This window comes from Reyranella sp. (genome assembly GCF_030651995.1).
Taxonomy (GTDB): Bacteria; Pseudomonadota; Alphaproteobacteria; order Reyranellales; family Reyranellaceae; genus Reyranella.
Genome location: NZ_JAUSBN010000071.1, coordinates 26397 through 50519, shown reverse-complemented (window position 1 = coordinate 50519; position 24123 = coordinate 26397). Strand labels below are relative to the sequence as shown.

20 protein-coding genes are annotated in these 24123 nt (G+C 66.2%); 5 read left to right on the top strand and 15 right to left on the bottom strand.

The features are described 5' to 3' along the window. Positions 1–28: 28 nt before the first annotated feature. The gene (locus tag Q7V45_RS22120; protein ID WP_304856166.1) at positions 29–943 is read left to right on the top strand and encodes an EipB family protein; all 915 of its coding nucleotides are present in this window, start codon (positions 29–31) and stop codon (positions 941–943) included. Continuing rightward, complete coding sequence (locus tag Q7V45_RS22115) at positions 937–1740, top strand: EipB family protein (RefSeq protein WP_304856165.1); 804 nt, start codon at positions 937–939, stop codon at positions 1738–1740. The genes Q7V45_RS22120 and Q7V45_RS22115 overlap by 7 nt, the downstream gene beginning before the upstream one ends. A gap of 13 nt (positions 1741–1753) precedes the next feature. Here Q7V45_RS22115 and Q7V45_RS22110 read toward each other — a convergent pair whose 3' ends face one another. The 5 genes from Q7V45_RS22110 to Q7V45_RS22090 form a co-directional block, all read right to left on the bottom strand. After that, complete coding sequence (locus tag Q7V45_RS22110) at positions 1754–2659, bottom strand: hypothetical protein (protein ID WP_304856163.1); 906 nt, start codon at positions 2657–2659, stop codon at positions 1754–1756. A gap of 91 nt (positions 2660–2750) precedes the next feature. Beyond that, positions 2751–4928, bottom strand: a complete 2178-nt coding sequence (locus Q7V45_RS22105) for a mechanosensitive ion channel family protein (protein WP_304856160.1) — start codon at positions 4926–4928, stop codon at positions 2751–2753. 287 nt (positions 4929–5215) lie between these two features. After that, positions 5216–6121 (bottom strand): ROK family protein, encoded by a 906-nt coding sequence (locus Q7V45_RS22100; RefSeq protein WP_304856158.1) that lies wholly within the window; start codon positions 6119–6121, stop codon positions 5216–5218. A gap of 4 nt (positions 6122–6125) precedes the next feature. Continuing rightward, positions 6126–7214 carry a linear amide C-N hydrolase gene (locus Q7V45_RS22095; RefSeq protein WP_304856155.1) on the bottom strand — a complete coding sequence of 363 codons (1089 nt, stop codon included), beginning with the start codon at positions 7212–7214 and terminating at the stop codon, positions 6126–6128. Positions 7215–7260: 46 nt separating this feature from the next. Continuing rightward, on the bottom strand, positions 7261–8286 hold the full coding sequence (locus tag Q7V45_RS22090; RefSeq protein ID WP_304856154.1) for a patatin-like phospholipase family protein: 1026 nt from the start codon (positions 8284–8286) through the stop codon (positions 7261–7263). Positions 8287–8358: 72 nt separating this feature from the next. Here Q7V45_RS22090 and Q7V45_RS22085 point away from each other — a divergent pair, with 72 nt between their 5' ends. Together Q7V45_RS22085 and Q7V45_RS22080 are read left to right on the top strand one after the other, a co-directional pair. Then, on the top strand, positions 8359–9585 hold the full coding sequence (locus Q7V45_RS22085; RefSeq protein ID WP_304856153.1) for an MFS transporter: 1227 nt from the start codon (positions 8359–8361) through the stop codon (positions 9583–9585). A gap of 66 nt (positions 9586–9651) precedes the next feature. Beyond that, positions 9652–10407 carry a tellurite resistance TerB family protein gene (locus Q7V45_RS22080; RefSeq protein ID WP_304856150.1) on the top strand — a complete coding sequence of 252 codons (756 nt, stop codon included), beginning with the start codon at positions 9652–9654 and terminating at the stop codon, positions 10405–10407. A gap of 20 nt (positions 10408–10427) precedes the next feature. Here the strand turns inward: Q7V45_RS22080 and Q7V45_RS22075 are convergent, their stop codons facing one another. Continuing rightward, a complete protein-coding gene (locus Q7V45_RS22075; protein WP_304856149.1) occupies positions 10428–11534 on the bottom strand; it encodes an LLM class flavin-dependent oxidoreductase in 1107 nt (368 codons plus the stop codon). A gap of 70 nt (positions 11535–11604) precedes the next feature. Here Q7V45_RS22075 and Q7V45_RS22070 point away from each other — a divergent pair, with 70 nt between their 5' ends. After that, positions 11605–12165 (top strand): cysteine hydrolase family protein, encoded by a 561-nt coding sequence (locus tag Q7V45_RS22070; RefSeq protein WP_304856147.1) that lies wholly within the window; start codon positions 11605–11607, stop codon positions 12163–12165. A 1-nt stretch (position 12166) separates the two neighbouring features. Here Q7V45_RS22070 and Q7V45_RS22065 read toward each other — a convergent pair whose 3' ends face one another. The 9 genes from Q7V45_RS22065 to Q7V45_RS22025 form a co-directional block, all read right to left on the bottom strand. Beyond that, entirely contained in the window at positions 12167–12715 is a 549-nt protein-coding gene (locus Q7V45_RS22065) for a hypothetical protein (RefSeq protein ID WP_304856145.1), read from the bottom strand. Between the two features lie 106 nt (positions 12716–12821). Further along, positions 12822–14321 (bottom strand): aldehyde dehydrogenase, encoded by a 1500-nt coding sequence (locus Q7V45_RS22060; protein WP_304856144.1) that lies wholly within the window; start codon positions 14319–14321, stop codon positions 12822–12824. A 95-nt stretch (positions 14322–14416) separates the two neighbouring features. Continuing rightward, entirely contained in the window at positions 14417–14584 is a 168-nt protein-coding gene (gene rpmG / locus Q7V45_RS22055) for a 50S ribosomal protein L33 (RefSeq protein WP_020696277.1), read from the bottom strand. Between the two features lie 93 nt (positions 14585–14677). Next, on the bottom strand, positions 14678–16213 hold the full coding sequence (locus Q7V45_RS22050; protein WP_304856133.1) for a S41 family peptidase: 1536 nt from the start codon (positions 16211–16213) through the stop codon (positions 14678–14680). A 110-nt stretch (positions 16214–16323) separates the two neighbouring features. Further along, positions 16324–16728: a DUF983 domain-containing protein gene (locus Q7V45_RS22045; RefSeq protein WP_304856131.1), complete on the bottom strand. Its 405-nt coding sequence runs from the start codon at positions 16726–16728 to the stop codon at positions 16324–16326. 23 nt (positions 16729–16751) lie between these two features. After that, positions 16752–19028: a ribonuclease R gene (rnr, locus tag Q7V45_RS22040; RefSeq protein ID WP_304856129.1), complete on the bottom strand. Its 2277-nt coding sequence runs from the start codon at positions 19026–19028 to the stop codon at positions 16752–16754. After that, positions 19021–21723, bottom strand: coding sequence for a type I DNA topoisomerase (gene topA, locus Q7V45_RS22035; RefSeq protein WP_304856127.1), 2703 nt, complete (start codon positions 21721–21723; stop codon positions 19021–19023). Before topA ends, rnr begins: the two co-directional genes overlap by 8 nt. A gap of 51 nt (positions 21724–21774) precedes the next feature. Beyond that, the gene (gene dprA / locus Q7V45_RS22030) at positions 21775–22830 is read right to left on the bottom strand and encodes a DNA-processing protein DprA (protein WP_304856125.1); all 1056 of its coding nucleotides are present in this window, start codon (positions 22828–22830) and stop codon (positions 21775–21777) included. 60 nt (positions 22831–22890) lie between these two features. Then, complete coding sequence (locus tag Q7V45_RS22025; protein ID WP_304856122.1) at positions 22891–24066, bottom strand: MFS transporter; 1176 nt, start codon at positions 24064–24066, stop codon at positions 22891–22893. Positions 24067–24123 lie beyond the last annotated feature (57 nt).

The window sequence follows — 24123 nt, the reverse complement described above, 5'->3', positions numbered from 1 at the left end:
CAGGCGATCATTCTGGTATTCCGCGCGCATGGATATTACGCTTGCCAGCCCGGCTACAAGGCCTGGCCCTTCAAGCCATCGTCAGTTGACCACGTATAGTATTCGCCGTTCTCGCATCCAAACAGCGGTCGTCCTCGCCACCGTCGGCGTTCTCCTGTTGCTGGGTCTGTGGATAAACCACGCCGACGCGCAACAGAAGGACCAGCCGCTGGCGCCGCATCGGGCGACCTACGACATGAAGCTGGCTGTGTCGCGCCCCAACAGCGGGATTGTCGAGGTCGGGGGCCGCATGGTGCTGGAGACCGTCGAGGCCTGTGAGGGCTGGGAGGTCAAGCAGCGGATCAAGCTCACCTTCCTGCGCAACGATGGCGACGAGTTCACGACCGATTCGAGCTTCACCAGCTACGAGACCAAGGACGGCCTCTCCCTGCGGTTCAGTGTCCGCAACATTCAGGACGACGAAGTCGAAGAGGAATTGCGCGGCCATGCCGATCTCGAGGCGCCGGGGGCGAAGGGCCGGGCAAGCTTCACGCTTCCGGAGGCGCGCAGTTTCGAGCTTCCGGCCGGAACGCTGTTTCCGACGACGCACCTCACCCTGGTTCTTCGCCATGCCCGCGACGGCGACAAGTCGGCCTCCTATCTGGTGTTCGATGGCGCCCGCCTCGACGGGGCCTTCCAGGTGAATGCCGTGATCGGCCGGCCGCCGCGGCAGACCGGAGCGCCTGTGGTGCGCGGAGACGTGGCGCTCCTGCGCAATCAACCCGCATGGAGCGTGCGGTTCGCCTTCTTCGCCACCGGTGACCAGGGGGCCCCTCCGGAGTACGAATTGGCCCTCGACTTGCTGGGCAACGGTATCGCCCGTTCGATGCTGTTGGACTACGGTGACTTCGCCGTGGATTCCCGTCTCGTTCAACTCCAAGCCCTGCCGAGGCCACGATGCTGATTCGCCGCCTGCTTGTGCCCGTTGCCGGCCCTCTCGTCCTCGCCGCCCAGGCGTCGGCGCAGGAGATGGTGCCCCATCGTGCCGTCTACGAAGTCGGCGCGATCGAAAATGGCAAGCCGACCGGCGGCACGCCCGGCACCTACGCCTACGAGTTGAAGCTCACGTGCGACGGCTACGTCATCAACCAGCGCCTGCGCCTGGAGACTGCCGGCCAGCGTTCCGCGGTGGTGAGCGAGCAGCAGACGCAGATGACCGAGAGCAAGGATGGCCGGAAGCTGACCTTCGAGCATCGGTCCGTCACCGGCGGCAAGCAGACCAGCCTGATGAAGGGCGAGGCGACCATGTCCGACGACGGCACCGGGGAGGCACGTTTCAGCGATCCGCCGAACCAGACGGTGGCGCTTCCGAAGGGCACGATGTTTCCGGTCGCAATCGCGCGCGCGACCATCCGCGCCGCCAAGGCGGGCGACAACGGCATCGATGCGCGGTTCTTCTTCGGCGACAAGGTGAAGCCGCCCCAGCAGGTCAATGCCATCATCGGCAAGGTGCCGAGGCGGCTGGCCGACGTGAAGATTCCGGAGGGAGCCGAGGAACTGGTCGACGGCCGCAGCCGCATCTACTACCGGGCTGGGTTCTTCGATACCGAGGCGAAGGGCGCGGGCGAACCGGCTTTCGAGATGAGCAGCGTCACGCTGGACAACGGCATCGAACTCTACGGCACGCACGAGCAGGGCGAGGGCGGTATCGAATACCGCATCACCCGCCTTGAGCCGATCCCCAAGCCCGTGTGCAAGTAGGCAGGCGGGGACCCTAGAAGCGGACGCTGAAACCGATCAGCGGGCCATGCAGGATCAGGTCGGTGCCCCTGGTCTCCAGGCCCGAGCCGGTCGTATAGCTTGTCGAGAGCGCGCGGTAGCCCAAGGTAGCGCCCAGGGCATAACCCTGACGCTGCCACGAGTAGGTGTAGGCCGCGATGGCCTGCCAGGCGAAGACGCTGCCCAAGCCGAACCCGCCGACGTCGCCACGGACGAAGGCGTTCTGACCCGGTGCAAACTGGTGACGCAAGCGCAGGCCGACGACCGGATCGATCCAGTCGAGAGTGCCGGAGCGGGCGGTGGCCAGTCCGAACGACCGCTCGAAGCCCATGTTGTAGAGATCGGCGGTGAGCGTCGCGCCGACGTTGGCGGTGACGGAGTTGTTCCAGTATCGGAATCCCAGCAGGGCATCCAAGGCCGTGAAGGAGCCCTCGCTGGGCGCCCAGCGCTTGAGTTCGTAGAGCCCGCCCACCTCGACGATGGTCATCGTATAGCTGGCCTGGGCGTTGGCGACGCCGGAGACGGTGAGCTGCGGCAGCGGATTGCGATAGCGCGCCGCGGACTTGGAGAAGCCGAGACTCGACCAGACGAGATCGCCATAGACGCCGACCGGTCCCTTGCGGGCCTCCAGGTAGCCGTTGAAGGCCGCCACGGAGCTGCTGTTGTTGATGACGTCGACGAAGCCGGCATTGATATCGAAGGTCTGGCCCTTGGCCGTTACGTTTCCGCTTACGCTCGTCAGCCAGCCATAGGCGGTGGCATTGAACTGCCACCCGTCAACTTCAGCATCGTCGGCCTGCGCCCCGCCTGACGGGAGCAGACCGAAAAGGACCCCGGCAAGCGCCATGGCAGCGCAACGCCGGAGGTCCGGCAGTGCGCGGCGCTCTGTTGCTGTGATCATTCGAGACACCTTCTCTGGAAGAAAGTAGCCTACCTGGGTCGGCCTCCGCCTCAGTCCCTGCCGCGTCGTGGACATCGCCCCTGCGCCCGCCTCAGCTTGCGGCAACCTTCGGGGTGTCCGAGGCCATTGCGTCGGCGGGGGCGTCGGAACCCGGCTGGACGACCTGGCCCGGGTTGACGGTGGCGGTCGTCGTGTGGAGGACCACCGCAGCGCCGTCCGTGGCGAACTCGATCCCCAGGCTCGGCAGGGTATTGAACATGCGCTTGATCGCTTCGCGTTGTATGGCGGCCGGATTGCCCGGCCTGGCCGTGAACTTGAAGCGAATCAGCAGGGCGCTGCCGGTGATGTCGGCCACGCCCTGCATCTTGAAGGGCGCAAGGACCTCCGACTTGATCGCCGGCATCTCCATCATGTCGGTTCCGATCTTCTTCGCCGCCTTGCGCAGCTTCTCGATATCGGTGTCGCGGGCAAAGCGGAGGTTGAACTTCACCGTGATCCAGTCGCGGCTGAAGTTGGTGATCTGGCCGAGCTGGCCGAACGGGATGGTGTGGACCTGACCGTTCTGGTGGCGCAGCTTGAGCGAGCGCAGGGTGAAGCCTTCGACCGTGCCCTTGGCTTTGCCGCAGTCGATGTACTCGCCGACCCGGAAGGCATCGTCGGTCAGGTAGAAGATGCCCGAGACGATGTCCTTCACCAGCGTCTGGCTGCCGAACGAGATGGCGATGCCGAACACAGAGGCGCCGGCGATCAGCGGCGTGATGTTCACGCCGAAATCGTCGAGCGCGATCATGACCGCCACCAGGGCGATCAGGACGGCCGCGCTCCGGCGCAGCAGCGGCATCATCGTGCTGATGCGCGAGGCGGGCGAGGCGGCCGCGTCTCCGTCGGTGATGGCTTGGGCCGCGCTCTTGTTCTTCAGACCCATGTAGGGGTCGGTCACGAACTTGAGCAGTTCCCACAACACGAAGGCGAAGAAAAGGGTGAAGCCCGCGGTGCGCGAGGAGGTCGTTATGTGGGCCCACTCGTCTTCGCTCACGAGGGCGAACACTTCGACGACCCAGCTCTGGGCGATCACCACTGCGGCGGCGATGATGACGGCCACGCGGACGCAGCGCGCCACGATGTCGGGCAGGGTGGTCGTCGTTCTGCCCGCCTTGTGGCTCGCGATGAGCGAATCGAGCCGCCGCACGACGGCCTGCATGAATGTCTCGAAGATCAGGATGCCGACCACGACGGTGAGCGTCAGCAGCATCGCGCCGGCAACGTGCGCCCGTTCCGCGATGGCGCCATAGATCTGCGTGGCGCCGAGCGCCAGGAAGAACGCCGTAGCGAGGGGCACCCACTTGCGCCCGATGGCGCCGATCAGCGGTGCGAGCGCGCCGAGGCCGACGAACCATTGCCGCGCGGCCTCGCGGGATCGCAGGACCAGCCAGAGGAACGCGCAAAGATAAGCCGCGGCCCCGACGACCTGATAGGCAGTCATCGCTTCGTGCGGCGTGCCGATCGCAACCAGGACCTGGCCGAGAATGCGGCCGAGGATGATCAGCAGCATGACAGCCGCGATCCGCAGGTACATACCCCGTGCGTCCTGGTCCAGAACGTCACAGAGCCGCGCCGCCTTCAGGTTCGGCTGCAGGATGATGCGGAACACCAGCATATACAGGCGCCAGGAGAAGATTCCCGTCAGCACCGCCGCCGCGAGCTTGTCCTGGCCGGTCGGACCGGTGAACCAGGCACCGACGGCGCCATGGCAGATCACCCAGACGGCGAGGACACCGAGCCCGTCGATAAGGGCCAGGCCCGAGACATGCGCCAGCGAACGCAGCCCGAATTCGGGACCAGCATCGCTCGACAACCTGGTCCGAAGCCCTTGCGTCAGCAGCCTAAGGACGGCCTCCGCAGCGAGCGCGGCGACCGCGACAGCTCCCAGCAGGAGCAGGAAGACGGATGCTCCTCGGCCGCCGTGAGCGCTGCGATCGAGCAGGGTGGGAATACTCGCGATCTTCGCCCCGAGCACGGGCAGGGCGGCCGGCAGGTGGCTGGCTTTTTCGAGGAAGATGCCGAATTCGTCTGGCCGATCCTTGATCGGTGTCACGATGACCTTGGGGCCGGGCGGCGGGCCCTTGCTCGACTTGGGCTTGCTGGCGGCGGGAGGGGGCGCCGCGGCAGGCGGTGCGGCCGGAGGGCTCGTCACGCCTTCTGCCTTCAGCTTCTCCGTCACGGAATCGCTGATCGCGTCCACCAGGCTCTTGAACTGCTCCTGCGTCATTCCCGGCGGAGGCGCCGTTGGAGTCTGAGCACCAGCAATGGTGCAACTGGCGATCAGGGCAGCAAAGGCCAATCCAATGGAGCGAAACAGGTACATTGAAATACTCACGCGACGAAAAACAAAAGGCACGAGCCTATGTTCGGCCCATAACACTAAGGCGGCAGTAAATCAGTAGACTTTCGCCTTAAAGGTTGCACTCGTGTGGCAATATCCTGAGGCTTGCAAAGTCTTCATGCCCGATAGCCTGCGGACGACTGCAATGCTGGACCGATGAGACGAATTGGAATTCAGAGCGGCCAGAGCCAGGCGGCGCCGCGCACGCCGCTGGAATCGCCATGCCGCGGCGGTACCAATCTCGTCGCGATGCTATCTCGCTCGGAGAAGACGTAGTCCTTCCAGAGTTCGGGAACGCGCTCGTAGAGTTGCGGGATCTTGGAAAGTCCGCCGCCCAGCACGATGACGTCCGGATCGAGCAGGTTCACGACGCTGGCGAGCGCCCGGGCCAGACGATCACAGTAGATTTCGAGGCCTTCCAACGCGAGGGCATCGCCTGTCGCAGCGGCCTCGGCGATGCCGGTCGCCCGCAGGTCGCGGCCGGACGCCAGCGCGAACTGCTTCTGGAAGGCAGGGCCGCTCAGCCAGGCTTCGATGCAGCCATGCCTGCCGCAGTAGCAGCCAGGGCCGGGCCGCTCGTCGTCGCGCGGCAGGGGCAGGGCGTTGTGGCCCCACTCGCCTGCTATGGCATGGGCACCAATGAGTGGTTTTCCATTGATAACGATACCGCCGCCGACTCCCGTGCCCAGGATGACGCCGAAAACGACGGAACTGCCGGCCCCGGCGCCATCCGCGGCTTCGGAAACGGCAAAGCAGTTCGCGTCGTTCGAGAGGCGCACTTCGTCCCGGCCGAGGGCGCTTTTCAGGTCGAGGTCGAGCGGGTGGCCGTTCAGCCTGGTGGAATTGGCATTCTTTACGAGACCCGTGGCGGGCGAGATGGCGCCGGGATGCCCTATGCCGATCCGGCAACGGGCGCCGACCTCGCGCTCCAGGTCACGCACCACGGAAACGACGGCCGCAACCGTCGCCTCGTAGCTTTCACGCGGCGTCGGGACGCGCAGGCGTGCGCGTTCCGAGCCATCATCGTCCAGGACGAGGCCTTCGATCTTCGTTCCACCGAGATCAATGCCTATCCGCATCGCTTCAGGGCGTTGCCGGCAGGAACTTGAAGGGTTCGGCCGCCTTGAACGCGCCCGCCGTCTCGCCGGAGAAGACTTCGCCATCCTGGATGGTGAGCTTCTTCACCGGAGCACCCGCCTTGAGGTCGAGCTTGGAGAAGGACACCCAGAAGGTGTTGGGACGCGTAGCCGAATCGAAGAAATAAACCAGGTTCTTCTGATCGGACACGGTGCGCCAGATCGTCGACGAGATGTTGGGCTGGTCCGGGGTCGTGATGCCGAGGGGCACGCTGACCGAGCGCATCACACCCATGACACTCGCGACGGCTTGATTGGAGAACGACTGCTGGGGGACACTCTTGATGTAGGACGGGTCGGCCTTCCGCGGGATCGCGTCGAGGAGGAACGACGCCCGCGCGAAGCGGTCGGCCGCGCGATTGGTGCCCGGCAGAAAGACGAGACCACCGATGCTCTTCCAGTATTCGTTCAGTGCCAGCTGCTGGTCGTAGATCGGCGAGTTGGTCATCACCGTATATTGCTTGCCGTGATGCACCTGAAGCTTGCCGCCGACATATTCGAAGATCGCCGAATCGCCCGTGGCGTCGGAGATGGCGAGATGCAACGTGGAGGCCTTGCCGTTGGGCAGATCGGGGGCAAGCAGGTTGAACGGCGTCTTCTGCAGCGCGTCGACCGTTTCAGACACGGTGGCGTAGGTATCCAGAACGTACTGAACCCACGCCGAGATCGAGAGATAGGGCTTGCCCGGCACGGGCTTCGCATACTCCGACTCCGCCAGATAGAGCAGGTTCGCCACGAGGCCCTTTTCATTCATGCCGTCGGCGGTACCGACCTCATAGCTCGAGATGATGACGCTGCCGTACTTGGAGGTCCAGGTGATGGATTGCGGGCCAGCCGCACCGTTTCGTGCCATGCCGGCGGGAAAGGCCCAGAGGTTCGAGCCCATGTCCTCGGCCCAATCCATGTTTCGGCCGGTCAAGACGGTGTTGTCGGGGGCCACGTAGAGCGTGCGCGTACAGGCGAGCGCCGTGCCGGCGGCGGCAATGAGAGCGACGGAGAGCGCGAAGGTCGAAATCTTGGACAGGCGCAACTTCATGGCATTCCTTTCGAGGCTGAGACGTCCGTATAATCGCATTGCCTGTTCACATAAAGCGCGCGCGGATGTCGATGCTATTCTCGACGCCGACCTTGTCGAACGTCGCGGCCAGCCACGCGGTTGCAGAGGCGCGGCCGGCCTTGAACAGATGATCGAGGAATTCCGGCTCGATGTTGAACTTGCTGACCGCGCCGAGGGGCGCCAGAGTTGCGGGATCGCCGATCGAGTGGATGAGCAGCTTCTTCAGCCGGTCGCTGAACTCGCCGGTGACAGCGCCGTTGTCGATCAGTTCCTGCACGAAGGCGATGGCCCGCATCTCCGCCATCAGCGCGCCGCCGAAGGTGATCTCGTTCAGCCGGTCGGCGATCTCGGCATTGGAGCGCGGAACGCCTTCGCGGCCGGGCGGGTCGACCTCGACGATGACCACGTCGGCGCTCGCGCTGTTGTAGATGAACGGCCAAATCGGCGGGTTGCCGCGGAAGCCACCATCCCAATAGGGCTCACCGTCGATCACCACGGCTTCGTGGATGCTGGGCAGGCAGGCCGATGCCAGCAGCGCGTCGATCGACAGCTCCTCGCGCGTGAAGATGCGCACCTTGCCGGTCGCCACGTTGGTCGCGGCGATGAACGCCTTGATCTGGTGGCAGGCCCGGACGGACTCCTGATCGAAGTGCCGGGTGAGGAGGTCGCGCAGCGGATCGAACTTGAGTGGATTGCGCTGCCAGGGTGTGAATGTGCGCTGGATCAGGTCGGCCCACAGGGCGCCGGGTGAATCGTCGAGGTTCCAGTTGCCCTGCAGGCGATCGAGCGGCGTGCGGCGGATCGGGCTGGCGATCGACATCTGGCCGAGTTCGCCCCAGAAGGCGGCCAATGCGGCGCGCGCGCCGGCCGGGCCACCCCTGGCCCAACCCTGCAACAGGATCGCGGCGTTCATCGCGCCGGCGCTGGTGCCGCTGACCGCTTCGATTTCGAGGCGGCCGTCCTCGATCAGCGCGTCGAGCACGCCCCAGGTGTAGGCGCCGTGGCTGCCGCCGCCCTGCAGAGCGAGGTTGATGCGTTTGCTGTCGGTCATGCGTCTATCCTCGCGGCCCGTGTGGCGTTAGGGTCATCGTTCTGTAAGGAAGTGGGTAGAGCAGGCGGCATTATGGCGAAGGACGCAGCAGGAGGAGCGTGGCGAAAACGCCCGTCGACCATCTTGTGGATGCTCTCGCTGGGCCAGCTCGTGACCTGGGGCATCGTCTACTACACCTTTCCGCTGTTCGTCGTGCCGATGAGCGAGGAGCTTGGCTGGTCGCGAAGCGCGATGTTCGGCGCTCTCTCGGCGGGGCTGCTCACCGCCGGCCTCTGTTCCATCACCGTCGGCTCCTGGATCGATCGCGGCCACGGGCGCCTGCTGATGACCGGCGGGTCGCTGCTTGCGGCCGCGCTGCTGTTCTTGTGGTCGAGGGTCGAATCGCTGCCGGTCTTCTACGCAATGTGGATCGGTCTCGGCGCCTGCCAGGCGGTGACGCTCTATGAACCGGCCTTCGCGGTAATCACCCGCGTCTACGGTCCGCGCTACAAGCAGGCGATCCTGCTGATGACTTTTCTCGGCGGCCTGGCCAGCACCTTCGGCATTCCATTCACGCAGTTCCTCGTCGAATGGATCGGCTGGCGGCCCGCGCTCGATGTGCTGGCGGTCATCGTTCTGGGTGTCGCGCTGATGCACTGGCTGATCGTGCCGGGGCCCGAGGTGAAGCCCGTGCCGATCGCCGCAGCCAAGCCGCCCACCGAGGGCGTCGTGAACCGGAGTCCGCTGGCCACGGCGGTCCGCGTGCCGGCCTTCTGGGGGCTCGTCGTGGCTTTCGCAGGCTACGGGCTCGCCTTCTCGGCCATGAGCTTTCATCTCATCCCGCTGCTCGACGATCGCGGCGTATCGACGGGGGTGGTCATGGCAATCATCGCCCTGATCGGACCCATGCAGGTGGTGGGGCGGGTGCTGCTGATGGTCGGGCAGCGGCACATCACGACCATCCAGCTGGGTGCGCTGATCTACTTTGCCTTTCCCCTGGCGATGGGCTTCCTGGCGACCGGCATCACCGACGTCTATCCATTGATCCTGTTCGCCGTCGTCTACGGCGTTGCCAACGGCCTCGTGACCATCCTGCGAGGGATGGCCGTCCCCGAGTTCATCGGTCCCGAAGGCTACGGTGTCGTCTCGGGGGCCCTCACCATGCCGACCAACGTCATGCGCGCCGCCGGACCGGTCCTGGCGTCCCTCGCCTGGGGAGCGTTCGGCGGCTACGCACCCGTCCTGTGGGGGCTGGCCGGCATCATGCTGGTCGCGGCCCTGGGATTTGCGGCGGCAGCGTTTTTATCGAAACGACCCTGAAACTCCCGCTTTTGCCACAATTGCACATCATGTGACCTCGCAACTAAATCAATGAGGCGAGGCGTTATGTTCGATGCGAAGCGGTTGCTGGAACAGTTCATGGGTGGCCAGGGCGGTGGCCAGGGCGGTGGTCAGAGTGGCGGCCAGGGCGTTGGCCCAACCGGCAGCCAGGGCGGTCCTAGCGGCTTCCTGAGCGGGGCCGGCGGCGGAGTGCTCGCCGGTGGCCTGGCGGCGCTGCTGATGGGCAGCAAGACCGGCCGCAAGATCGGCGGCGAGGCTCTCAAGCTCGGCGGCATGGCCGCGGTCGGGGCGCTCGCCTACAAGGCGTACAACGACTGGCAGGCCGGCAAGCAGGCAGCCCCGGTCCCGCAGGCGCCGCAGGCTCCGGTACCGATGTTGCCGGCGCCCAGCGGAACCCCGTTCAACCCGTCGACCGAAGCCGGCCAGCAGGCGCTGGCGCGCCACTTGTTGCGCGCCATGATCGCCGCCGCGAAGGCCGACGGCCATGTCGATGCCCAGGAGCAGGCGCGAATCTTCGCGGAGATGGACAAGCTGCCGCTCGGCGCCGACGACAAGGTGTTCGTGATGGACGAGCTTCGCGCCAAGCTCGATGTCGACGCCGTCGCGGGCGCGGCGGCGACGCCGGAAGAGGCGGCCGAAATCTACACCGCTTCCCTGCTGGCCATCGACGTAGACAATGCCGCCGAGCGCGGCTACCTCGCGATGCTGGCCGCGCGCCTCAAGCTCGACGACGCCCTGGTGGCGCATCTTCACGGCAGCGTCGCCTCGGCGACCGGCAAGAGCGTGCCGGTCGCGGTATAGCAAGACGGCGGGCGGCAGAGTTACTCTGCCGCCAGTTTCGCCATCCCGGGCTTGAGGTGCTGCACCTTGGGCATGACTTCCTTCGAGAGCAGCTTGAGGGAGCGGCGCCAGGCCTGCGGGTTTTCGACATAGTCGAAACCGAAGACGAGGAGCTGGCCGAAGCCGCCGACCTCGTCATAGATTTTCTCGATCTTCTCGACGACCGTCTTCGGCGAGCCGACGATCCAGTTGTGCTTGGCGCAGTATTCCGGCGTGACGTCGGAGTCCGCCGCGCCGGCATCGTGCTTCAGGTATTCGAAGAAGCCGAACTGCGAGAGCAGGGGCAGGAAGTACTCCCGCATCATGCGACCCATGTGCGAGCCGACCGACAGGCGCATCGCCTCTTCGTCGGTGTCGGCCACAAACACCTCGCGCACCAGGCGCCAGTCATTGCGGTCGGGTGTGCGGCCCGACTTGGCGGCGCCGGTCTCGACCGATTCCCAGTGGCTCTTCACGTAGGCCGGATTGAGGTTGAGGCTCATCGGGATGTAGCCCTTCTCGCCCGCGAGCTTCAGCGTGTCGGAGCCCTTGGAGAGACCGGCGACGCCGATTGGCGGATGAGGGGCCTGCAGCGGCTTGATGTGCGGCTTCAGGAACCCGAACATCGTATCGGGCTTGGTGACGTGCCAGTACTTGCCCTTGTAGTCGAAAGGTTCGGTCGAGGACCAGAGCTTGAGGATGATGTCGAGCGCCTCGCGCGTCATGTCGCGGTTGGCACCCGACATGCCGTCGACGTTGAACATCGCCCAGTCGCTCGGCAGGCCCGACGCGGCAATGCCGAAGTTCAGGCGCCCGCCGGAAATGTGGTCGAGCATGGCGACCCGGTTCGCGAGCTCGGCCGGGTGGTGATAGGGCAGCAGGAAGCCGCCGGGCCCGAGGCGGATGTTCTTGGTCTGCATCAGCGCCTGCGCCACCAGCAGGTCGGGCGAGGGATGGGGCTCCCATGGCGCAGTGTGATGTTCGCCGATCCAGGCCTCCGAGAAGCCGAGTTCGTCGAGCCAGCGGATCACCTGGAGATCCCATTCGTGTCCGTCCTTGAGGGAACGCTCGGGCGGATGGGAGGGCATGGTGAAATAGCCGAACTGCATCGTTTCCTCCTGTTCTGGTTGAGGACAAGTCCACTACCATTGCGCGTACGGCGCAAGAGGCTAGGAACGCATGGCTAACGACGTTCTGGTCGTGATCGACCAGCAGAAGGCGATGGATCATCCCAAGTGGGGACCCCGCAACAATCCGGGCGCCGAGGCCAACATCGCACGGCTGCTGACCGAGTGGCGCCGCCGCGGCGCGCCGATCGTCCATGTGAAGCATGACAGTACCAGCCCCGACTCGCCCTTCCGGCCGGGGCAGGAGGGCAACGACTTCCTGCCGTTGACGGCACCGCTCGAGGGCGAGCTGGTGGTGGCGAAGAAGGTCCACAGTGCCTTCATCGGCACCGACCTCACGGCCGGGCTGCAGGCGATGGCCGGGGGCGACGGCGTGAAGCCGCCTCTGGTGATCTGCGGCGTGCTGCTTGCCAACTCGGTCGAAGCCACGGTGCGGGTGGCGGCCAACCTCGGTTTTGCGGTCAGGCTGCCGGGAGATGCCTGCTGGTCGTGTGACAAGCGCGACCTGACGGGACGGCTATGGCCGGCGGAAGACGTCCATCAGCTCACTTTGGCGCTTCTCGACGGCGAGTATGCCGAGGTCACGACCGTCGACGCGATACTGCGTCGCTGAGTCATGAGTCGTCTGCGGTGGTCCGGGCCGGTGACGAAGCTGGCCGCGCATGGAACATGAGTCGCCAGAGCTTGCCTTCGCCGAGGATATGCCCGATCTCCCGCAGGGCGAAGAACGGCAGCAGCGAGATGGTCAGGATGGCCCACACCGTCAGCCTGCCCTCCCAGGTGACGCCGCCGATATGAGGCATGCTGGCGGCGAAGGACTTGCCCGCCACCATGCCGAGGCCAATTCGCTCGGCGGCGTGGAAAAGCATGAAGACAAGGGCGAACAGCCCGGCCTTGTAGGCCACGGGCCAGATCAAAGGCATGTGGTCGAACCGGCGGCCGATCCGGAGGTGCTCGGCGATCAACATGACCTTGGCCATGACGGCGGCGTTGATCAGGGCGAATCCTTGCGGTGCGAAGGACAGGTTCCGCTCCGAGAGGACCAGGCTTTCGTTCAGGACGAACAGGCCGAAGACCACGTAGAGATAGACGAACATGAGGAGGAAGCGGCGCATCTCGTCGAGGCCGCGTTCCTTCAGCCGGCGCAAGCCTTCACTCTTCATGGGCGACCTCAGGCGAGCCGTGTGTTCGACAGTGGCATGAGATTTGGGGCAGAAAAAAGCCGCGCCGGCGTGATTGACGGCGCGGCTTGCTTTTCGTCGAGCCGAATCAGCCGAGCTGGATCCAGGTCGTCTTCATCTGCGTGAACTTGTCGAAGGCGTGCAGCGACTTGTCGCGACCGTTGCCCGACTGCTTGTAGCCGCCGAACGGGGTGGTGATGTCGCCGCCGTCATAGGTGTTCACCCACACCGAGCCGGCGCGCAGGGCCTTGGAGAACTTGAACGCCTTGTTGATGTCGGAGGTGAAGATCGCCGAGGCCAGGCCGTAGATCGTGTCGTTGGCGACGGTGAGGGCCTGTTCGGCATCCTTGACCGGGATGACCGAGAGGACCGGCCCGAAGATCTCCTCCTGGGCGATCTTCATCTTGTTGTCGACATTGTCGAACACGGTCGGCTCGATGAACGAGCCGGCGTTGTCGATGTGTACCTGCTTGCCGCCCATGGCGAGCTTGGCGCCTTCCTTCTGGCCGGCGTCGATGTAGCCCATGACCCGCTTGGTCTGGGTTTCGTCGACCATGGCGCCCATCTGGGTCTTCGGGTCGAGCGGGTCGCCCGGCATCATCTTCTGGCCGATCGCCATGACCTTGGCGAGGAACTCGTCCTTGATCTTGTCCTCGACGATCAGGCGCGAGCCGGCGGTGCAGACCTCACCCTGGTTGAACCAGATGCCGAACGCCGTGCGGCGGGCGGCGATGTCGAGGTTGGGTGCGTCGGCCAGCACGATGTTCGGCGACTTGCCGCCGCACTCGAGCCAGACCTGCTTCATGTTGGATTCGCCGGAGTAGCGGAGGAAGTACTTGCCGACCTCCGTCGAGCCGGTGAAGGCCAGCACGTCGACATCCATGTGACGGCCGAGCGCCTGGCCGGCGGTCTCGCCGAAGCCCGGCAGCACGTTGAACACGCCCTCGGGCATGCCGGCCTCGGCCGCGAGTTCGCCGAGGCGAAGCGCGGTGAGGGGAGACTGCTCGGCGGGCTTCAGGATCACCGAGTTGCCTGCGGCCAGCGCCGGCGAGATCTTCCAGCAGGCCATCAGCAGCGGGAAGTTCCACGGCACGACGCAGGCCACGACGCCGGCGGCCTCGCGCGTGATCATGGCGATGACGTTGCCCGGGGTCGGGGCGACCTCGTCATAGATCTTGTCGATCGCCTCGCCGAACCACTGGACCGTGTTGGCCGAGCCCGGAACGTCGACCGTGGTCGAGAAGGCGATCGGCTTGCCCATGTCGAGCGTCTCGAGAAGCGCCAGCTCCTCGCGGTTCTTCATCATGAGGTCGGCGAGCTTCAGCATGATGCGCTTGCGCTGGGCCGGCGCCATGTTGGCCCAGGTGCCCTTCTCGAAGGCGGCGCGCGCGGCCTTCACGGCGGCGTCGACGTCGGCCTGCTCGCAGGCCGCGACCTTGGTCAGGACCTGGCCGGTCGCCGGATTCACGCAGTCGAAGGTCTTGCCGGTCAGCGAGGGGACGAACTTGCCACCGATGAAGGCCTGGTTGCGGTAGCTCAGGCCGCCGATGCGGCCTTTCCAGTCGTCGCGCGAAAGCTGGGCGCTCATCTTCTCTCTCCTCCATGTTCGATTGCGCGGGAGCCTATCCCACGAAAAAGCCGCCCGGAAGGGCGGCTTGGTCGTCGAGCGTGCGATGCGGCAGGCTACTTGATCTTCGATTCCTTGAACACGACGTGCTTGCGCGCGACCGGGTCGTACTTCTTGAGTTCGAGCTTCTCGGTCTTGGTGCGCGGGTTCTTCTTGGTCACGTAGAAGAAGCCGGTGTCGGCGCTGGAAATCATCTTGATCAGGATCGAGGTCGGCTTGGCCATGGCAATTGTCCTTATGCCCTGGGGGGCGAATTCGCTGAGGGGCGCAAAGTAGTCAGCAGGGCTGCCGTGTCAAGCGCCGAGCCCAGGAAAAGGCTAGGGGCGGGCGGCCGCCTGGAAGGTCGCGGATTGCACGGCGTGGGCATAAAGAGCCCGGTCGCGCAGCAGTTGGACGGCGAGATCGACATCGGCCTCCGGGGCGGCTTCGCCCGGCGGGCAGATCTTGCGCAGGTCGGTCACTTCCTGGGGCGTCGGATTGCGCAGTGCGTGCCAGCGCATCAGCGAGCTCTGGTTCGAATCGACCGACGCGACGCCCAGCTTGCTCGCGCCGCCGACCTTGGAAGTGCAGATGTTGGGCAGGACCCCCAGCTCGTTCCAGGTGTAGCCGGACGGTGCCTGCAGACGTGACCAGGTGAGGATCAGCTCGCCTTCGTTGGCAAGGCGGACGACGGTCTGGACGGTGCCTTTGCCGTAGCTCGTGGTGCCGATCACGACGGCGCGGCCACGATCCTGCAGCGCGGCGGCCACGATCTCGGCCGCCGAGGCCGAGCCGCCGTTCATGAGAACGACGATCGGGAGTTGTCCGGTGGCGGGGCGGCCGTTGGAGCTGCGATAGGTGCGCTTGCTGTCGGGGTGGCGGCCATTGGTCGAGAAGATCATGCCGTCCGCGATGAACACTTCCGAAACCGACTGCGCCTGGTCGAGCAGGCCGCCGCGGTTCGAACGCATGTCGATGATGATGCCGACGAGATCCTTGCCGATGTCGGCCTTGGCCTTGTCGAGGGCGGCGCGGAGGTTGTCGGTCGTCGCCGTGTTGAAGCCGGTGAGATGGATCAGGGCGACGTCGCCGCGGCGTTCATAGACCACCGTGGTCGGAACGATGCGTCCGCGCTTCATCGGCAGGGTGAGTTCGGCGCCTTGGGAGGGACGCAGCACCGTCATGGTCACCGGCGCGCCGACCGCGCCGCGCAGCTTGGCGACGACGTCGGACAGGGGCCGGTCGATCATCGAGTCGGAGTCGATCGCCAGGATCTGGTCGCCGATCTGGATTCCGGCCTTGGCGGCGGGTGCCCCTTCCTGGACGGCACGGATCAGGATCTTCTTGTCCTCGGTGCGCTCGACCGTGATACCGACGCCGCCGCCGCCGTCGCGCTGGAAGCGGTTGTCCCTCGCTTCGTCGGGGTCGGCGTAGCGGCTGTTGCGGTCGAGTTGCTTGGTCGTGGCGGTCATCGCCTGGCGGATGAGCATCTGCCGGTCGACCTGCTGCAGAGCAGGTGACGCGTCGATGGACCCGGCCATGAGTTCGGTCAGGGTGCTGCCCCAGGCGCGGCCGTCCGTCGGATCGGAAGGGGCGGGGCGGCTCACGATTTCCTTGCCGTCGCGTTTCACCGTGAGGGTGGTCTCGCTGGCCTCCAGCATGAGTGTGGAATCGTTGCTTGCGAAGCCGCGATAGGCCTCGACCGACAGGTTGCGGAAATTAGGCTCATAGAGATGACGGTCGCCGATGGCACGGTAGGCCTGGAGGACGACGCGTTCGATGCCGACATCACCGGCGGCGGGGCTGCGACCGTCGGCCTGGCTGCTCGGCGTATCGGGGAAGGTCGCGCAGGACACGACCAGGCACGCAGCCACGAGCGATGCGGCCGCACGTGGCAGCATCAAACGAAGGAAAGGGAATTGTGGCACTTCCATACGCGGCAGTCATTACACTAGCACAGGCCGTCGGCGGGCGGCCACGTCGTTCAGGCCGACGGGTCGAAGCCCCCGGTCACAGCCTTGGGAGCGGCCACCTTCTGGGCCCAAAGCAGCGCAATTACGGCACCCTTTATCCGCGGCAACAGGACCAGGGCGAGCGCGACGGAGAGCGGCAGCCAGAGAAGGGCATGAACCCAGAGGGGCGGCTCGGCTCCCCAGCGCTCGACCAGGAGGACCAGCGGCACGACGATATGGCCGACGACGAAGATGGTGAAATAGGCCGGCGCATCGTCCGCGCGATAGGGCTCGAGCGCCAGGTCGCAAACCTCGCAATGGCCCTTCATCTTGAGATAGGAACTGAACAGGCGGCCCTTGTTGCAGCGCGGGCAACGGCCGTGCCAGCCCCTCATCAGGGCGGTCCAGAAATCGACCGGTGCGTGATCGTCATCCATGGCGGGCAGGATGCGCTCCGCATCTACTTGCGTCGGCGTGACCCTTTGTCCCGTGGCGGCCCGCGATGCGCGACCGGACGCCGCGGCGGCCCGTTGCTCTCCCGGCTGTAGGGCGAGCGGGAATGCCGGGGTGCCGGCTGCCGCTCGACCCGCTCGATCACGTCGACGATCTCGAACAGCAGGCCCCCCGTGGCCGTATCAGCCTCGACCAGCTTTATCTGCAACCGGTCGCCCAGACCGAAGGTCTCGCCGGTGCGTTCCCCGATCAGGACCTGCCGGCCTTCGTCGTGGCGGAAGAATTCCTGGCCGAGGGAGCGGATGGGGATCAGCCCGTCGGCGCCAGTGCCCTCGAGCGTGGCGAAGAGGCCGAAGCGGGTCACACCGTTGACGCGGCCCGGGAAGACGGCCCCGACGTGGCCGGCCATGAACGCAGCGACGTAGCGATCCATGGCGCCGCGTTCGGCGGCGACGGCGCGACGCTCGCACATCGACAGATGCTCGCCGAACTCGGTGAACCGGCCCTTGTCCTCGGAGGAAAGCCCCCCTTCGCCCAGTCCGTAGGCAGCGATCAGGGCCCGATGCACGATCAGGTCGGGGAAGCGCCGGATCGGCGAGGTGAAGTGGGCGTAGCGGGCAAGGGCGAGGCCGAAATGGCCGAGATTGTCCGGGCTGTAGACCGCCTGGCTCTGGCTGCGCAGGACGGTCTGGCTGACGAGCTGGGAGACCGGCTTGTCGGCGACCTCGTGCAGGACGCGGTTGAGATCGGCGGGACGTAGCCGCTGGCCGGTCGGCACCTTGATGCCGAGCGTGCCGAGAAATTCACGCAGCGCCTCGAGCTTGGCGAGATCGGGCTGGTCGTGGACGCGATAGAGGCAGGGAGCCTGGCGCTGTTCGAGGGCCTGCGCCGCGGCCACGTTGGCCAGCACCATGAACTCCTCGATCAGCTTGTGGCTGTCGAGACGCTCGCGCACGCCGATCGTGGCGATATGGCCGTCCTTGCCCAGCGTCACCTGGCGCTCCGGCAGGTCGAGGTCGAGCGCACCGCGGGCCTCGCGCGCCGCCAGCAGGACGCGGTAGGCGCCATAGAGGGGGCGGACGACCTCGTCCATCAGCGGCTCGATCTCGGCATCCGGCGTGCCGTTCATGGCGCGCTGCACGCGGTTGTAGGTGAGGCGCGCGGCCGAGCGCATCATGGCGCGGTGGAACTTGTGGCGCTTGAGATGGCCTTCGCCGTCGATCCACATCTCGGCCACCAGCACGGGCCGATCCTCGCGCGGGACCAGTGAGCACCAGTGGTTGGAGAGCTGTTCGGGCAGCATCGGCACGACGCGATCGGGGAAATAGACCGAGGTGCCGCGACGATAGGCGGCGCGGTCGAGCGGCCGATCGTGGCGCACGTACCAGGCGACGTCGGCGATGGCCACGAGGATGCGCCAGCCGCCCGCATGGCCGGGATCGGGCTCGGCGAAGACGGCATCGTCGAAGTCGCGGGCATCCTCGCCGTCGATCGTGACCAGCGGCACGTCGCGCAGGTCGAGGCGGTGGACCATCGGAGCGGCCTTGGCCTTGTCGGCTTCCTCGATCGCGGCCTCGGGGAAGTCGACCGGAATGTCGTTGGCGGCGATCGAGATCAGGCTGACGGTGCGCGGATCGCTCATCGGACCGATGCGCTCGACGATGCGGGCACGTCGCGCCAGCGCGCCGCCGGTCTCCTCGATCCAGACGATGTCGCCGGGCAGCGCGCCGTTCTTGTCTGTGGGCCGCACGTCGAATTCGCGGCGCAGCTTGCGGTCGGTCGGCGTGACGAGGCCGAGCCCGTTCCGGCCGGGTGGTTCTTCGTAGAGGCCGAGGATCTTCTTCGGTCCGCTGCCGAGCCGGCGAACGACCTTTGCCTCGTAGGTATTCTTGCCGCGGCGCTTCATGCTCGCCAGCACGCGGTCACCGACCGCCGGGGCAGGGACGGTGCGCGAGGCCGGCGCGGAGACCTCGATGCGCGGTGGCGGACCGTCCTTGTCGTCGTCGTGACGGCGCGGCACGGCCAGCAGGTGGCCGTCGTCGTCGACCGAGACGATCTCGAGCACGACCATGTCGCTCAGGGACTCGGGGTGACGGAAGGTCTTGGCGCGGTCCGGCGCGATCTCTCCCGTGTCGCGCAGGTCGCGCAGAAGTTCCTTGAGCTCGATGCGCTGGTCGCCCTTCAGCCCGTAGGCTTTTGCGATCTCGCGCTTGCCGACAGGCGTTTCGCTGTCGCGGATGAAGGCCAGCAGTTCGTCGCGGGTCGGGACCTTGCCCTTAGCCATCGGTGCCTGTGCGGGGCGGGGCGTCGTCCTTGTCCTTCGTCTTGGCCGCCTTCTTCTTTGTGGCCGGCTTCTTCTTCGCCGTCGCCTTCTTCGGCTTGGGCTTGGCGCCGCCATCATTGGCGGCCTCGGGCGCCGCCTTCTTCGCTCGCGCCGTCTTCGGCTTCTTGGTCCCGCCCTTGGCGGCGCGTTCGGCCAGAAGCGCCACCGCCTGGTCGAGCGTCAGCTCCTCCGGCTTGATGTCGCGCGGGACGGTGGCATTGACGCCACCGTGCTTCACGTAGGGGCCGTAGCGCCCGTCGTAGAGTTCGACCGGCGCCTCGTCGGAGGGATGGTTGCCGATGCTGCGGATCGGCTTGGCGGCGGCACGGCCGCGCGGGGTCTTTGCCTCGGCGAGCAGAGCCACGGCGCGATTCATGCCGATGTCGAGCACACTCTCGTCGGACGGGACGGATTTGTATTTCGGCCCGTGCTTCACGTAGGGACCGAAGCGGCCGACACCGGCCAGGATGACTTCGCCATCCTCGGGATGAGGCCCCAGCTCGCGCGGCAGTGACAGCAGCGCCAGCGCCTGCTCCAGGGTCAGGTCGCCCGGCGTCATGTCACGCAGCAACGACTGGCGCTTGGGCTTCTCCTTGCCCTCGGGCTCGCCGAGCTGGACGTAGAGACCGTAGGGGCCCTTGCGCAGCGTGACTTGCTTGCCCGTCACCGGATCGATTCCCAGGATCTTGGGGCCGTCAAGATTTTCGCCGCTGGCCGAGTCGGCGTCTGCATCGACGATCCCGAGCTTCCGCGTGAAGCGGCATTCGGGATAGTTCGAGCAGCCGATGAAGGCGCCGAACTTGCCGAGCTTGAGGCCGAGGCGGCCATTGGCGCAGGACGGGCAGTCGCGCGGATTCTTGCCGCCATTGTCGTTGGCCGGGAAGAAGTGCGGGCCGAGCTCCTCGTCGAGCTTGTCGAGCACTTCCTTGACCCGCAGATCCTTGGTCTCGCCGACGGCGGCTGAGAAGGCCTTCCAGAACTCGCGCAGGACCTCGTGCCAGTCGATCTTGCCGCTGGAAATATCGTCGAGTTCTTCCTCGAGATGGGCGGTGAAGCCGTATTCGACGTAGCGCGGGAAATAGGTCTGCAGGAACGCCGTGACGATGCGACCGCGATCTTCGGGAATGAAGCGCTTGCGGTCGAGGCGCACGTAGTTGCGGCGCTGCAGCACCTCGATGATGCTGGCATAGGTCGAGGGACGGCCGATGCCGAGTTCCTCGAGCTTCTTGACCAGACTGGCTTCCGAATAACGCGGCGGTGGCTCGGTGAAATGCTGCTCCGGCACGACCTCGCGCCGGTCCATCGCCTCGTTCTCGGTCACGTCGGGCAGGATGGCGCCGGTCTCTTCGTCGTCGTTCTTGTCGTCCTGGCCTTCGTCGTACAGGGCGAGGAAGCCGTTGAACCTCACGACCGAGCCGGTGGCGCGGAGCTGCACCGTTTTGTCGCCGCTCGCGATATCGACCGAGACCTGGTCGAGAACGGCGCTTTCCATCTGGCTGGCGACGGTTCGCTTCCAGACCAGTTCGTAGAGGCCGAGTTGGTCCTTGTCCAAATAGGCCGCGACGTCCTGCGGTGTGCGGAACAGATCCGTCGGGCGGATCGCCTCGTGCGCCTCCTGGGCGTTCTTGGCCTTGGAGGTATAGATGCGCGGACTGGAGGGCACATAGGCGGCGCCGTACTTCGTCTCGATCAGGCGGCGGGTCTGGCCGATCGCCTCGGGCGCGAGCTGCACGCCGTCGGTCCGCATGTAGGTGATCAGGCCGACCGTCTCGCCGCCGATGTCGACACCTTCATAGAGGCGCTGAGCGAGCCGCATGGCAGTGGCGGCCCCGAGCCCGAGCTTGCGCGACGCTTCCTGCTGCAGGGTCGAGGTGATGAAGGGCGGCGGCGGGTTGCGGCGGACCTGGCGGCGGTCGATCGAGGAGACGGCGAAGGCGCGGCGCTCGATCTCGCGCTTGGCCTGCTCGGCGCGCTCCTTCGTGCCGAGATCGAACTTCTCGAGCTTGCGCCCGTCGAGATGGGTGAGGCGGGCTTTCAGCACCTGCTTCTTGGCGGTGCCGAAATGGGTATCGACCGTCCAGTACTCGCGGCTCTTGAAGACCTCGATCTCGGATTCGCGCTCGCAGATCAGCCGGAGCGCCACCGACTGGACGCGGCCGGCGGAGCGGCTGCCGGGCAGCTTGCGCCACAGGACGGGCGACAGGGTGAAGCCCACCAGATAGTCGAGCGCGCGGCGCGCCAGGTAGGCATCGATCAGCGGCTGGTCGAGGTCGCGCGGGTTGGCGACGGCGTCGAGGACCGACTTCTTGGTGATGGCGTTGAAGGTGACGCGCTTCACGTCGACATCCTGCAAGGCCTTCTTGCGCTGCAGGATGTCGAGAACATGCCACGAAATGGCTTCGCCTTCGCGATCCGGGTCGGTGGCGAGGTAGAGCTTGCCGCCCTTGGTGACGGCCTGGGCTATGGCGTCGAGGCGCTTCTGAGACTGGGGGTCGACCTCCCAATCCATCGCGAAATCTTCGTCCGGCCGGACCGAACCATCCTTGGGCGGCAGGTCGCGGACATGACCGTACGAGGCCAGCACGGTGTAGCCGGGGCCCAGATACTTACCAATGGTCTTCGCCTTGGCCGGGGACTCGACGACCAGTACGTCCATCGCCGAATAATGCTCCAGTTCGATATCAGTTTCCGGAGCTAAATCACTGAACTAAATCAGAGATACGCGGTTACCCCGGTGCCTCTCCAGGCGGCCCTCCAGCTCGAGAGCCATGAGGACCTCCGCGACGGAGGCGGCGGACACTTGGCACCGGCGCACCAATTCGTCAACCGCAGTGGGGACGGAACCCAAGGCTTGCACAATGCGTGCGGTATCTGATTCAACGGGTATTTGGGCTGGTTTTTCAAGACGTTGCGCCGCCGCCTTGGGCTGGCCCAGAACACTCAGAATATCGTTCGCATCCCGTACCAGAATGGCCCCATCGCGGATGAGGCTATTGGATCCTGCATAGCGAGGGTCCATGGGCGAGCCCGGCACGACGAATACCTCGCGGCCCTGTTCAGCCGCCCGCTGGGCGGTGATCAGGGAGCCGGACCGGGCGGCCGCCTCGATGACGACGATGCCGGCCGAGAGACCGCTCACGATCCGGTTGCGCCGCGGGAAGGCGCGGGCGATGGGCGGCGCCCCAAGGACCACCTCGCTCAGGATCAGGCCGCGCGCGGCGATGGTTTCCTGAAGGGCAGCGTTCTGCGGCGGGTATGCCTGATCCACGCCGCAGGCCAGTACGGCGACCGTCCCGCTGTCGAGCGCTGCCTCATGCGCGGCCGTATCGATGCCCCGGGCGAGACCCGAGGCGATCACGAAGCCGGCCGTGCCCAGCGCAGCGGCGAGCTTGGCGGCAAAATGTCGACCCGCCAGCGATGCCTCGCGGGCACCGACGATCGCCAGGGCCGGCCGGTCGAGAAGGTTGGGATCGCCGAGCATCGACAGGACTGGCGGAGCATCGGGAAGGGCGGCCAGCGCGGCCGGGTAGTGGGCGTCGCCCACCACCAGGAAGCGCCCTCCAAGCGCCGCGAGCGCCCGTTCTTCGCGTTCGATCGCGGCATCGGCGACGGTCGCTAGCGTGGCGCAGGCCACGCGGGCCGATCCAAAATGGGCCAGCGCTTCGTGGAAGGTGATGGGGCCCACCCGCGCGCTGCGTGCCAGCCTCAGCCGGGCCCTGCGTTCCGCCGGGGCGATGTCGATAGGGTCAGAACCGTCGAACATGCGGTCGACCTTATGCGAGTGATAGAACTCTGTAAAACAACCGATAGTAGCAATCTACTGTCAGGACCGGCTGCGGCGGCTGAGCAGGGCGCCCCCTGCCCCGAGCAGCGCCAGCAAGCCAATGAGGGGGCCGAAGCCTTCGAAGCCGCCCCAGCTGATCATGACGGCGCCCAAGGCGGCGGCGCCGATCCAGCCCACGCTGGCCGAGGTGCCGTTGAGCCCGAGCACCGTGCCCCGGACATCCTCCGGCACCGACGCGAGCGACGCCATGTACGAGGGCCGCCCCAAGGCGTTGAGCAGCACGTAGACAAAGCCCACGGCCACAGTGACGGCCGGGTCGGGATGCCATGTGAACAGGACCAGGGCCGCCACGGCAGACAGCGCCATGGCCACGGCGAAGGTGAGGAGACGGTCGCGCAGCCGGTCGGCGAGCTGGCCGCCCAGGAGCGTGCCTGCGATGTTGCCCAGCGCGAACACCGCCAGGGGAATGGCGAGTTCGATCAGGGACATGTGATAGGTGACCTGCATGAAGGTGGCGAAGTAGACCACCGCGAGCCCGTAGCAGATGCGTTCGGCGACGCCGGTCCCGAGCAGGCCCAGAACCTTCGGTGAAAGCGCCGCTCGCATCGAGGGCCGTACACCGGCGGGGCGGGTGTGGCCGGCACTGCCGCGCCCCAGGGTGAGGAACAGGCTGATCACGGCGGCGATCGACAGGCCTGCCACGCAGAGCAGCCAGCCCCTCCAGCCGAAGACCGATCCAAGGGCCGCCGCCAAGGGAACGCCGACGACCAGGGTCAGTGATTGGCCGCTCATGACCCAGCCGAGCGCCCGGCCGCGCTGGCTGTCCGGCACGCGCGCCGAGACTTCGGCGAACACGACACCGGTGAAGGCGCCGGCGCAGCCGCCGCCGACGGCCGCCCAGACCGCAACCCAGAAGAAGGACCCGGCCGCAGCCTGCGCGACCAATGTCAGCGCAAGCGCGAAGGGCGCGGCGATCAGGATCGGCCGGCGCCCGATCACGTCGGACATCCAGCCGCCGAACGCGGAGGTCAGGCCCCAGGCCGTTGCCGTCAGGGAAACCAGGTTGGCGACCAGCGGCATCGCGACATCGAGGTCGTGCGCCATTTCCAGCAGGAAAGGAGCGCGCGTGGTCCCGCTCGACGTCGCGGCAAACGACCCCAGGCAGGCGGCACCGATCAATGCCCAGGGCAGGCTGCGGGACGGGGAAACGCTCATGCAGCCGCTGCTATGACAGGAACGGCGGCATGCCGCATCGGCCGGATCGACATCCGA